Raw genomic sequence first — 13062 nt, forward strand, 5'->3', positions numbered from 1 at the left:
AGAGGCCCGGCAACACAATTTCAATAAGCTGCGGAGTCTTCCTTATTTGAAGAAGCGCTCAACAACGCGTCGCGCAGCATGTCCGTCATCGTTTGGGGCAAACTTTTCAATGAATTCGTCTCGATTCACCCCTGGCAGATCAGCCCCCGCCAAGGCTGACGATAGTGCATCCCAAAGGTCGCTCTCTTCTTCAACAATTGGGCCAGGCAACGCACTCTCGTAGTCCAAATAGAAACCACGCAGATTGTCCCGGTAGTTCTCCAGATCGTATGCATAGAAGATAATTGGTCGTCGCAACAGCGAGTAGTCGAAGAACACCGACGAATAATCAGTAATCAATACATCAGAAGCAAGGTACAGTTCCTGAATATCTGGATGACTCGAGACATCGATAATGCGGTGCCGCAGGCTCTCCGGAATCGACACGGCATTTGATACCAGCACATGCATGCGCAACATCAAGATGGTATCTTCGCCAAAACGACGGTCGAACTCCTCCAGATCCATTGGCAGGTCGAATCTGAATTTACCGCGGCTTGAAGCCGCATCGTCACGGAATGTCGGCGCGTAAAGTACGGTCTTGATTCCTGGGGGTATTGCAAGCTCATCACGAACACGCTTTTCTTGCTCAGCAACGTCGGTACCGGTCAAGATGTCGTTTCGGGGATAGCCAAGCTCCACGGCTTCGCCTGAGAATGCATAGGCGGATCGCATGATCTCGCTCGTGTAGCGAGAAGGCGAAATGAGGTGCGTCCATTGGCGCGTTGCTCGTGTAACACGCTCAAGATACCCCTCATCGCGGCCTTGAACTTCGCGAACATCGAGTGCCATCTGCTTGAGTGGTGTTCCGTGCCAGGTCTGCAGGAACACTCCCTTCGCGCGACGCTTCACATAGTGCGGGAAGCTCTGGTTATTCACCCAGTATTTTGCCCGTGCGAGGTGCCAGAAATATTCCGGTGACAATCGCTTAACGGTAGTCGTCAAAGGATCGGAGAAGCGGTGCTTTCCCGAGTAAACCCATACCTTGCGACGTGTGTCACCTTGTCGCAGCAATTCCTCGTAAATATACCGAGGAGAGTCGCCGTACTGATTCCCGAGACCTGATTCGAAGACGATGAGGTCTTCTTCCATGGGAGCAAGCTTGTACAACTTGTATAGCTTGCGCATGACGTCAAAGTACCGCTTGTTCCTACGGAACTTGTTCTTCAACTTAACCGGCAATTCGGCACGCCAGCCAACGTTGGGTCTGCCGCGCAGCTCGGCTCGCTCGATTTCTTCCGTTATGCGTTGCGAATTGTTTTGGTCCCGATGGGTCATGAACACGTCAGCACGTTGGCGGTACTTGTCTTCCATGGCTTTCCCTCGTTGCAGGGTACGTGAAAGATCATCCAGCAATGTTTCTGCGTCAAAGGCAATGCGGCCTGGCAATTCGTCGTCCAAGTTCAAATGCGATCCGCTCGGTCCCAAGAAGCGAGAGCGATCGAACTGGTAGTAGTGAACAGGCTTGTGCAGGAAGCTGAAGTCAAAGTTCACTGAAGAGTAATCCGTGACCATGATTGCCGCGGTCTTGATTAGTTCCTGGACGTCAATTTCACCTTGGACAATTAGTCGAGCGGGCGCGCCAGCAAAATGATCCCTGAATTGCATCATGTTGGGATGGAGGCAGAAAACAACTTCCAGGCCATACCTCTGGACTAATTCTGCAAGTTCCGCCGAATTAAGCAGGTTTTTCCATTGCTCGAGGTAGTCCGATTCTAGGAAAACTTCCTCATTCTGCAACCAATCACGCCACGTTGGGATGATCAGGAGCATGTTCTCGTTAACACTCAAATCCGTCGCCAGCAAGGAATCGAACCGCGATAGCCCGGTGACCTTGACTTCGCCAGGCGAGTAGAGGAAGTCCTTAACGATGTACTGCTTCTCGCGCTCAGAGGAAACCATGAAAAGGTCCGTCGCAAAGCCAGGTGAATTCTTGCCGTAGTTGGGAACCATCCATTTGGTTCCCATTACGCCATGCTGCAAGAACACCCGAGTAGCGCGGCAACGCGAGGAGAAGCTATGGTGCCTTGTTGGGTACAAGTAATCGGCATGGTGCGTGCCGATGACTCGTTGCGCACGAATAGCCAATTCAAAATGTTCTTTGCTGCCATGGAAAACGACGTGATCCATGGAATCGAAATTCCGCAAATCGGGAGCTTTCTCATCGATGACATAGTATGCATCAATATCTGGGCGTTCTTTGCGCAGGTATTTGAACAGATGCAGCCCGTTGTCCTGAGCCTTGTAGGATAGTTCGCCGACGATCCAAATCGGCTTCGAATCCGATGGCTGGCTGATTGGGAAACTGCGCTGTTTAGCGTTAGCAAGTACGGCAAAGGCTTCTTTGTCGAACACTTCCAGAATCACCGATGTTGATTTTGCTTTGAAGGTGAAATACGGAGAAATCGCTAGAGTCTTTTCACCGATTGTCACCGCATCTGCACGCGTCGTGCTGCGCACGGCAAACGGGGTACGAGTCACTCGAATGCGTGCAAGCTCACCGCTGGAATTCGAAGTCGCCAGCAGATAGAGATCGTAGTTATCGCCACGATCGATCGCCTCCCAGTCAGCAGATTTGAAATCCAGGGTTGCTGACCAGCTGTAGATAGCACGTCCAAAGCGCTTTGCTGCATGCTTTTCGTCGAAAACCAGATCCGCTGGAACTTCAACTGCAAATTCCGATTTACGTCCAACCAGTTGCAAAGTGACTGAGGACAACCGGTCGCTCTGCGTTTCCAGAACTCCGCCCAACGACAGCATGCCGTCGTGGATCCGGGTGATGTCAGTACGAATTCGATATTTGAAGCGTAGAGGACGGTTCAGGGCCAAAGCCACTTCGGCCTTCTTATTGATATAAAGTCCTACGCTGCGTTCGCCTGAATTATAGACCGTGTCATGGCTAAAAGTAGTCGACGAGAACCGCCCGAGAATACGGTGGGCGATAACAGGGCCGTTGAGGATTAGTTCCCCGGCGTCGATCCGTTCCCGGACCTCTTTGCGCCTGAGCAGTTCACCGTCTTCAGTTAGCTGCAACCATGCGATTCCCGGAGGCAATTGATCGAATTCGGAGCTGAAGGTCAGTGCAAGACGAACCGTACCGGCGTACAGGTCATTTTCCAGAGTCACTTGGTTGTCATCTGCGTCATCCGAATCAGGAACGCTGGATTCCGGCTCTTCGTTGCTGGAAGCGAGTTCGCGATAGTCTTGCCACCGATCAAGAAGGGGATCCAGAGAGATCTCAGCATAGATTCGATGGGATTCATCGTGACCGATTTTGACTAGATCAGACGTAAGTGGCGCAACAGAAAGAACGATGTGGCTACCGTGTAATACCGAAACGGATTGCACGGGATGGGCAACGCTAGCGTCCAGATGCAGAACTTCATCACGAATTGCAAGGTTCAGCTCTTGGTAGCCGCTGTAGTAGCGATACTTTTTGCGCTTTAACCGCTGGGTACGCAAAGTCTGCATCGCTGACTGCGCCAAGTCTTGCATAGCTCGAATTTCAACTGCCACGAATAGTGTCCTTCAATGTTTTAGCTGCTATCCCCCGCTTAAGTCGTTCAGCGGAACAGCCTGGAAATCGCGCGTGTACAACATGAATAGGCCGCTAGCACCACACGGCAGTGGCCGTCATTTCATGTGATCCACAGTCTAAGATTACCGCCCATGGGCGATCAAATCAGTTTGAAACCGCCACGGACACCTGCAAATGGCCATAGAGTCTGCTTCGACTGGAGCGTTGTCATTATCTGGCGCTTAAAGCAATTGGTCCCAATTCGTATGGTACGAATTGGGACCAAGGAGTCAGCGGACCTCTAGCTGTGCCAACCCCGGAAGTTCTCCAGCTTTCCTTGACGTTCAACAATCAGCTTCTGAATGACGTCCTGGAATCGCTTAGTTGAATCCCCTCGGTTCAGGTCGCCAAAGTAGAACTGGCGCATTTCAATGCGCTGATCCTTGTGTCCGTCACGAGTCAGTGCATCGGCGAGCAGGTCTCCTACGTTCTTCACGCTATCTTGGTCTACTACGTGGCAGGCCTGCGCAACTGGTGCATCGCGGTGAAGAATTTCGCGGTTGGTACGTCGGTCGGAAATGACTAACGGATTGCCCGGGTGGAGGTACAGGTAGTCCAGGCCTACGCTGGAAACATCGGTAATCAGCGCATCGGTCGACTCGAACATGGCCAAGATATTGCCCTGTTCGGATATCACGTGCTCTGCGCCGGCTTCATTGGCAGCTTCGATCATTTCCAGAATGCGTGCGTGTGCCTGAGCAACGCCAGGAGTATTGCTTTCCTGAATTCGTGGGTGCGGCTTATAGACGACGCGCCAAGAAGGGTTCTCCAACAATGACTCGACAATGGCAACACCATACTTGTCCAACGAGGTGTAGTTGTTGTCTTCGTTTTCCCCTTCCCACGTCGGCGCATACATGACATCGAACTTCTCGCTTGGTTCCAATTCGAGTTCGAAGTTGATATCCAGCTGCGGACGACCGGTGACTTCCAATTTGTTGAACTCGAAGTCAATCAACATTGCCTCGTGGCGCTTGATGGCTGCAGGGCCTGCGACAAAAACCTTGTCGTAGGCCTTGGCCTTATTCGAAACCATCGAGAGTTTGTCGCTCTCACCATGGTTTACATGCACGTGAACAAGCCTTGGGTGATCCAGGGACTGGAAATTCGTGCGCGAATTGTTGGTGTATATGACCAGCTTCAGGTCATTGTCATCATACAGATCCATGAGATCAGTCAATCGGCGTACATAGATCCTTGGCAGGTCTGTAAATTTCTCCGCCGCTTTGAAAGCACTCAAAGTACGGAAGACCAGCAGTACTTCTTCTTTCACATGCAGTTCTTCAAGCACCGGAAGCCACTGAGTCACCTGATAGATCTTGTCAGCGCCATCTCCGAAGTAAACCGCTACAGATCCTGGTACCGGAATATTGGATACACCAACATTCACATTGGCCGACGGACGACCGGTTAGCCCCATCAGACGGGATATCCGTTTTGCTTCCGGACGTCGCCCCACTTTTTGCAGGGCGCCCTTTACGCTGGACTTGATGGAGTCTGTGATGTGCTCGCTAGCCATGAGTACTTTCAAATCTCGAAAACAACAACTTACAACTAAACGAGTTTACTAGCTCAGTTCCTTCACGATCTGGCTCAAAGTGTCCAATGTGTTCTTTAACGACGTGACATGTCGCTCATCGAACTCGCTCAGGACACGTTTCATTTCGGTTGTCGAGATACCTGAGGTACGTGGAAGGTAGACAACTTCGACTTCATCACCGAGGTCGTCAAACTTGCCCTTCCAGTCTTCGCCGATGCCGAAGACCTTTGCATCGTACTTCTTGATGTCAGTACGTTTCTGTTCCCAGTTCTCTTCGGGAATGGCGAGGTCTACGTATTTGATGGCTTGGACGATCTCAAGACGCTGTTCGAAAGGAACTACAGGCTTCTTGCCCTTGATGGCGTTGAACTCATCAGTGGATACGCCAACAACCAGGCGGTCGCCCTTCTCCTTGAGACGCTTCAGGATATTCAGGTGGCCGATATGGAACAGGTCAAAAGTTCCGTACGTCAAAACAGTTTTAGTCATGGGTCCCTTTCGAAGTAAGGTAATAGCTTCGCTTGCTTAGCTAGTGGCGCTCACTTGTGTTCGTCGTTAGATAATAGGCAGACGACCCGCGAGGGTCATGCGAACTATTGTTTTCCATCTAAGTTTAGGCCGTGGTTCACGGTACCAGGGGCTGCCGGTCCAACCTGCCCGCCATCCGGCTATGTACTGGGACACAGCGCTTTTGTTGTGTCGCAGCCGCAAGCACTCAATGAGCATCCAGGTTGTTGGATAGATCCAACGCAGCGGCACGGGCAAGTTACGGCGAGCCAGCCACACCCGGTTTCGGGCATTCAAACGATAGAACTCGTCGTGGCGTCGTGGATCCACGATCGGATGGCCAATCTGCATGTCGCCGGCATACCAGACGTAAGTGCCTGTGTCCCATACGCGCCAGGCAAGTTCGATGCCTTCATGCGCGTACCAGAATCCCCCCGCCCAGCCACCCGTGGAATCAAAAATTCTACGGGTAGTAACTAGGCAAGTTTCCCCCACGTGGAAAACTTTGCTTGGTTCCACTGCCGTTCGTTTTTTCAAGCGCGGGATCCAACGTCGTGGATTCTGTTCTTCGTTTTCAGGATCAGTGATGCGCGGCTGCAACAGCCCCATGCGAGGGTAATGCTTGAACCGTTCGACAGCCGTAATCAAGAAGTCATCATCGATGAACCATGAATCGTCATCGAGGAAGCACAAGTATTCGCCATTGATCTGGTTCACTCCAGCATTGCGGCCGGCCGGAATGCCCAAATTCTCTGGAAGAAAATGAGTCTTGATCCCTTCAGGGATATCCGTTGGATCCCATCCGTTGCCTACGACTACAGCGTCAATCAGCACTGAACGTTGGGCCAGCAAAGATTCCAGGGCGCGTCGGAGCTCAACCGGGCGGTTACCCATGGTCAACACAACTACGCCGATGGTCGGCTTGATCTCTGCAGGCATTTGTCCTCTAAGGCGGTGGGATATACGGAATTAGGTCAAACTATGCTTTGAGCCGGGACGAGGCCATATTAGAAAGGAAATGCCCAAAGTTCACCAGGACGCATGCAGGCAACAGGATCCAGATCATCCACTTTTCAGCGACTCCTGGAATACCAACGATTACGGAGATAATTGAGCATCCAAGAATGATCAGCGATAGTTCCACTGCGTGCAGCAGCTTATGGAATGGCAAGAAGCGAGCCAGGGAACGCAGCTTTCCAACGAGTGAAGTTGTTGGAACAGATCTGGCGGCGGCAGTATCCGGCAATTTCCCGAGACCTGCCATGCCTCTGGCTGCATGAACCATGAGTGACTGCGAACGATTCAAGACCAGAAGAACCGAGAGGCAAGCGGCCATGAACAGTGTAGGCCAGGCCTGCTCAACGGAGGAATTATCCGCAGACAGTTCTTTGAACACCCGGCAGCCCAAAACAATTGGAATCAGCGCCTCTGTTGTGTGGTGCCCAACCATGTCAATGAAAATACCGCGGGGAGATTGAGTTCCCCTCCAACGCGCGACTTCTCCGTCAGAACAGTCAAAATACAGCTGGAGCTGCGACAAGATCACTGCCAGCAACGGTCCCCAGATGCCAGGGATCAACAGCGCCAGAGACATGCACCAACCCGCAAGAATCATCAAGCCGGTAACGCCGTTCGCACTGATACGCGTGCGCACCAGTATTGCGGTGAGGTAAATGGAGATATGGCGCAGGTACAGCTCAGCTGTCCAGTGCTCGGCATTCTTACGCGCACGGACTTCCGGCGGTTGGCAGACCGCGCGCAGCTGTTCAAGCGTTGGGTTCTTTGGACGTTCAACCATGATTACCTAACGCGCCCTTTGTCGACAGTGCCGGCTGCCCCGCAAAAACGACCCTTGATGTATCCAAAAGCCCAAGGCAAATGGATTGCGGGGAAAGCACATGCGGCCAGCAACTTGTCTTTCAATCCTTTCGCGTTGCTAGTCAGCCCCGCAGCCAACGCGATCACTGCATAGACCGCAGGGACGGCCTTGGCCAAGTTCAAAACTACGCTCACACGAGTTGGGGCTGCTTCGCGGACTAGTGGCTCAATTACAGTTGCAGCCAGTCCCGTTGCAACCCCCAAGAGCAATAGTGGTGGAATATCATGGCGCAACGACTTACCTTCGGGGAAGCGCCGCGCAATTTCAGCCCGCCACGTCCCAGAGGCCATGGACTGGCTGATTAACGCTCCGAAGTTCTCGCGAGGGTAGTATCCAACCTTTAGCTCTGGGTCGAACCAAACCGTATGTCCCGCCTGGCGTATGCGGAGGCATAGCTCCCAGTCCTGGGCACGCCAAAGTTCTTCGTTATAATAACCGACTTCGTCGAATACTTCGCGTCGGAAGATTCCCAGATAGGCCGATTCAGAAGGACCTTCTGGTGCACCCGAATGGTAAGCAGGTCCGCCAAAACCGAATTTCGAATGGTACGCAGCTGCGATTCCGCGCTGGACGGGTGTACGCCCCTTGGCGTCCATCAACCCGCCCACGTCATATGCATTGACACGGTAGAGGGTCTCGATGCCACGTTGCGTATAATTCTTTGGAATCTCGCTGTGGGCATCGACACGAATAACGACTGGCATCGTGGATGCGCGTACCGCCAGATTCAGTGCGATCGGGGTCCTGCCCAACGGGTTGTCGACGAGGATAATCCGGGGATCTTCCTTAGCCAGAAGTTGTGCGACGTCATTCGTGGTATCTGTGCTTGGGCCTAGGGCCAGAACCAACTCTTTTTTACCGGCATAATCCTGCGACAAGATTGAAGTTACGGCCTCTTCCAGATACTCTTCTTCATTGAGCACAGGCATGACATAAGAGACGCCAGGAATTTTCCTCATACGTTCACTTATTTCTTTCTCGCTTTCAAATGCTTCTGGTATTCCTTAATTACCGAAATGGTGTCGCCATCCATCATTTGAACGCCCTTCTCGATCCATATAACGCGATCGCAGGTTTCTTTGATTGAGTTCATAGAGTGAGATACATTGAAAATTGTGCCCGCGCTGTCACGAATTTCACGGATTTTCGCTTCACTCCGCTTCTTGAACTTCGCATCCCCAACAGCCAATGCTTCGTCAACTATCAAGATGTCATGTCGTTTCGAAGCAGCTATTGCAAACTTCAATCGTGCCCCCATACCGGATGAGTAGGTTCGCATCGGAAGGTCGATAAATTCTTCCAGTTCCGCGAACTTCGTTATGTCGTCACGCATTTCTTCAACTTGGGCTCGACTGTAACCAAGTGCGAGACCACCCAACGTAATGTTTTTATCTCCGGAAAGGTCAGGAATTAGGGCCGCGCCAACGCCCAATAGACTTGGTCGGGAGCGAGCAAAAACAGCACCTTCAGATGGAGGCGTCAACCCCGTAATCGCTCTAAGAAGAGTTGATTTACCAGATCCGTTAGATCCTATGACTCCAATGGATTCGTTCTCGTAGGCGACGAAACTAATACCTTTGAGAGCATGAACTGTACGAACACCCCGTAATTTCGGTTGTAGTAACCGTCGAGCACCCGCGTTTCCGATTGCTTTTCCGCTAGCGAAAACCTCATATTTTACATGCAAATTATCAACTATTACGACGGGGGTACGACTTGGATCGACCTGCACTTGGCTAACATTGTTCTGATCCGGAGAAACGACATCGATAAATGAAGTGTCATCAGTGAATATTGGTGCAGGTTCATATTCCGGATGCAACTCTGGATTAATTAGGTCATCAAAACTAATTCGCACGTCCATACCTTTCCTCTGCCTTCCAGAAGAACACGAGACCAGCAAGCAACATGACAAAAGCCCATCCAGCAACAACCCACCAGGCCCACGGATCATATACTGCATGGTCCATGATGAATCCGCGGGCGAGCTGTAGCGTTTGATAAATGGGATGGACATCAAATACTGCGATTAGCCAAGGCCAGTGGCTGAGTAAACGGTCCGCACTGAAAAGGACTCCAGATGTGTAAAAAAGAACTCGGCCGATCATGGGAAGAATATTTGAGAAATCTCTTACGTGTACGGTAATTCGAGCACAAAGCAAAGCGACGCCAAGATTGAAAACAGTAAACAACATGAGAATTGGAACAATGGCGAACCAAGACCATTTCGGTTCTGTTCCGAGAATCAGTGCATAAATAAACATGACTGCTAGCATCGGCATGAGACTAAGCAAACTCTGGAGAACTTGCGCAGTTGGTAGTGCTAGCCGAGGAAACGCCAAGGACTGCACCAATGAGGCATTGCCAGTGATTGATTTCGCTCCTCCATTCATCGACGTCGAGAAGAATTCGAATAGAAAGACACCGATAACAATGTACACGGGATAGTCCACTCCACGTTTTCCGCCTTGCAGAATGCCGAAAACGAATCCGTAAACAAGCGCGTTGAACGTTGGTTTAATGACGATCCACAACATCCCGAGACGATTGCGCTGGTTTTGTGACTGTACACGAGCCTTGGCAAGCTCATAGATGAACTCACGTCGCTGCCACGTCTGTTTCAGATAGCTGACCAATGTCGGTCTTGCACCAACACGGTGCAAGCCGTATTTTTCGGCCTCATCTGCAACTGTCATGCGAATTATGTCCTCTTGTTCGAATGCTTCTTGATGCATTATCGGCTAAGCATAGATGTACAAAGTCTAGTAGATGGGGAGCTGTTCTTCTGGCTTTCGCTCTTCAGTCTGGTGTAGTACATCCCACATCTGCTGCTTACGGTGTTTCAGGCGGGTTCTCGCGAAGGTAGTCAGCCATTGCATCGCCTTTCAAAGCTTCACTAATTTGAGCAATAGCGAGTTCGCTTGCCAATTCTATCGATTGCCCATCTGCGCTAGTCGATGTTCCAGCGGTTGGCATGGTGAACATCTCCATATTGTCCGTGTCCACGTTTTTGAGTTGCAAACCCAGTCCGACCAACGTTGCGGCATCAAAGTTGTCGTCAAAGGTAAGATAAGGAGATACCTTGTCGACGATGTCGTACAGCTTGACAGGGTTAGTTAATGTTTCTGATGAGAGCACCTGATTTGCTGCTGCAGCGATGAACTTGCGTTGATTCGCGACACGTTGGTAATCACCATTGGTAAACGACTTTCGCTCACGCACAAACCGAAGTGCGCGGTCGCCTTCCAGCGTGATGTCGCCGGCTGGGTAGAAGTAGTCCGTGTCGTTTGCCGTGAATGGGATCTCATTATTTACAGTCACCCCTCCCAGAGCAGTCGATAATTCACGGAACCCTTCGAAATCAACCATGGCTACATGATCAAGCTTGGTGCTGAAGAGTCCTTCAATCGTTTGCATCAACAGGGGAACCCCGCCAAGCGATATCGCGGAGTTGAGCTTGTTCATTCCATGCCCCGGAATCTCCACATACATGTCTCTAACCATCGACATAATGTAGACCTGTGAGCGGTCTTCCGGGATATGAACAAGCATCATTGAATCGCTACGTTGCGATACTGCCTCATCAAGAGCTTGAGCATCGGCGGTACCTTCATCTGCATGATCGACGCCCAGTAGTAAGACGTTCATGGACTTATCTTCAGGATCCTTGATGGGACGAGCTTGTTCCTCGGCGTCTGAAAATCCTAAAGCCACGGTATTGGATTTCGTGTTGAACTGTCGCTGCAAATCGAATAGAACATAGCCGGCACTGAGCACTGCCACCAGGAGCACTACAACTACAGACACGACGATGCCTTGTGTTCTCTTCTTTTTCCGACGTTCAGATCGATTCCGCGCGCTCCGCGACAAAAAGACTGAATCTTGGTCTTGCACTATTCTCATTCCTACTCCACCGGGCAACGATCCCCCAAGGTCAACGGCAGTCGGGGTGACTTCGCGCAATGAAAAAGACTACCCAAGATAAATGTGATTATCCTGAGTAGCCTAAGCCAAGAACTAGTCTTCTAGAGTTCTGACGAAATCTTTCAGCCAAGTCTTCAAGTTGGCCCCGAGTTCTTCGTTCTCTACAGCAAGGGTAATGTTCGCTTGCAGATAACTTAGTTTGTCGCCGGTGTCGTAACGCCGGCCTCGGAAAACTACAGCGTGAACACCAGCTCCCTCGCCGTCGGCAGTCGCCAACTCTTGTAGAGCATCCGTTAATTGAATTTCATTGCCCCGACCGGGAGCCGTGTGCTTCAGAATCTCGAATACACGGGGATGCAGTAGATAACGTCCAATGACAGCTAGATTACTCGGTGCTTCTTCAACGCTCGGTTTCTCAACTAGTCCATTAACTTTGACGTAGTCGGCATCCGCTACCCGGGATACATCTGCACATCCATAAGCACTGATTTGTTTTGGATCAACTTCCATCAGAGCAATAACTGAACCGCCAGTCGACTTTTGAATGTCAATCATGGAAGAAAGCAAGTCATCATCTTCATGGATCAAGTCATCACCGAGAAGAACCGCAAATGGTTCATCGCCTACATGTTGCTTGGCACATAGGACTGCATGACCCAGCCCGCGAGGATCGCGTTGCCGTACGTAATGGATATCCCCCAACGCTGTGGCATCTTGCACCAGCGCGAGCTTCTTCGTATCACCCTTCGCTTCAAGAGACGCTTCCAGTGACGGAACACGATCAAAATGGTCTTCAAGAGCGCGCTTGTTTCGTCCGGTAATCATCAGGACATCATTAAGCCCAGCACGAGCAGCTTCGGCGACCACATATTGAATCGCTGGCTTGTCTACAACTGGGAGCATTTCCTTGGGCATTGCTTTTGTTGCTGGAAGGAATCGTGTCCCTAAACCGGCTGCCGGAATGACCGCTTTAGTAATGGCGCGAGGTGCAGACATAGTGTTGAATCCCCTATCTTCGGATTAGTTAATGGCGACAGTATTGCGCAACTACCTACGGATGAGTAAGCCTCTTGATTACAGCGCGCGGGAAGTATTCATCTACGTCCCCTCCAAGAGCCTGTACTTCCTTGAGCAGAGATGAGGAAAGATGCGTGTATCGCGTATCAGCCTGAAGGAAGACCGTTTCCACACCTGTGAGATGCCGATTCATCGTGGCCATGGGAATCTCATAGGCGTAGTCAACAGTGCTACGCAATCCCTTGACGATTGCTTCCGCTCCCTGCTCCTTGCAGAAATCAGCTAGCAGGCCCTGGCCCATCGGCACAGCGGAAACCCCACGCAGTCCACCGACAGTTTCTTCTACCATGGCGACTCGTTCGTCTTCGCTGAAGCGATACTTCTTGGAGTAATTCGTGGACACTGCCACGATCACCTCATCAAAAAGGCTCGCCGCGCGCGCAATGATTTCGACGTGTCCATTATGAATTGGGTCAAAAGAACCCGGGCATACCGCTCTTCGCATGAACTGAATCTATCAAGAACTCATGTCAAATTAGCGATCTGATGTGAATGTCTCGTAAAGATTCCATGACTTAA

Annotated in this window: 11 protein-coding genes; all 11 read right to left on the minus strand. The window is 51.1% G+C overall.

Annotated elements, in window-relative coordinates:
• Window positions 1-42: 42 nt before the first annotated feature.
• The gene (locus tag ACP3TE_RS17985) at window positions 43-3555 is read right to left on the minus strand and encodes a CDP-glycerol glycerophosphotransferase family protein (protein ID WP_426734616.1); all 3513 of its coding nucleotides are present in this window, start codon (window positions 3553-3555) and stop codon (window positions 43-45) included.
• Between the two features lie 302 nt (window positions 3556-3857).
• Entirely contained in the window at window positions 3858-5135 is a 1278-nt protein-coding gene (locus ACP3TE_RS17990) for a CDP-glycerol glycerophosphotransferase family protein (RefSeq protein WP_426734618.1), read from the minus strand.
• 48 nt (window positions 5136-5183) lie between these two features.
• The gene (locus tag ACP3TE_RS17995) at window positions 5184-5645 is read right to left on the minus strand and encodes an adenylyltransferase/cytidyltransferase family protein (protein WP_105659212.1); all 462 of its coding nucleotides are present in this window, start codon (window positions 5643-5645) and stop codon (window positions 5184-5186) included.
• Between the two features lie 66 nt (window positions 5646-5711).
• A complete protein-coding gene (locus tag ACP3TE_RS18000) occupies window positions 5712-6602 on the minus strand; it encodes a glycosyltransferase family 2 protein (RefSeq protein WP_134780345.1) in 891 nt (296 codons plus the stop codon).
• A gap of 40 nt (window positions 6603-6642) precedes the next feature.
• Window positions 6643-7461, minus strand: coding sequence for a CDP-alcohol phosphatidyltransferase family protein (locus ACP3TE_RS18005; protein WP_426734620.1), 819 nt, complete (start codon window positions 7459-7461; stop codon window positions 6643-6645).
• 2 nt (window positions 7462-7463) lie between these two features.
• Window positions 7464-8501 (minus strand): glycosyltransferase family 2 protein, encoded by a 1038-nt coding sequence (locus ACP3TE_RS18010; protein WP_426734621.1) that lies wholly within the window; start codon window positions 8499-8501, stop codon window positions 7464-7466.
• 8 nt (window positions 8502-8509) lie between these two features.
• Window positions 8510-9406: an ABC transporter ATP-binding protein gene (locus ACP3TE_RS18015; protein ID WP_426734623.1), complete on the minus strand. Its 897-nt coding sequence runs from the start codon at window positions 9404-9406 to the stop codon at window positions 8510-8512.
• Complete coding sequence (locus ACP3TE_RS18020; RefSeq protein WP_426734625.1) at window positions 9390-10238, minus strand: ABC transporter permease; 849 nt, start codon at window positions 10236-10238, stop codon at window positions 9390-9392. Before ACP3TE_RS18020 ends, ACP3TE_RS18015 begins: the two co-directional genes overlap by 17 nt.
• Before the next feature lie 136 nt (window positions 10239-10374).
• On the minus strand, window positions 10375-11349 hold the full coding sequence (locus ACP3TE_RS18025; protein WP_426734627.1) for an LCP family protein: 975 nt from the start codon (window positions 11347-11349) through the stop codon (window positions 10375-10377).
• Between the two features lie 210 nt (window positions 11350-11559).
• Entirely contained in the window at window positions 11560-12462 is a 903-nt protein-coding gene (galU, locus tag ACP3TE_RS18030) for a UTP--glucose-1-phosphate uridylyltransferase GalU (protein ID WP_134780348.1), read from the minus strand.
• Between the two features lie 55 nt (window positions 12463-12517).
• On the minus strand, window positions 12518-12988 hold the full coding sequence (gene coaD, locus ACP3TE_RS18035; protein WP_105661166.1) for a pantetheine-phosphate adenylyltransferase: 471 nt from the start codon (window positions 12986-12988) through the stop codon (window positions 12518-12520).
• Between the last annotated feature and the right edge of the window lie 74 nt (window positions 12989-13062).

The sequence above is a fragment of the Glutamicibacter sp. 2E12 genome (genome assembly GCF_050030965.1).
In the GTDB taxonomy this organism is placed as follows: domain Bacteria; phylum Actinomycetota; class Actinomycetes; order Actinomycetales; family Micrococcaceae; genus Glutamicibacter.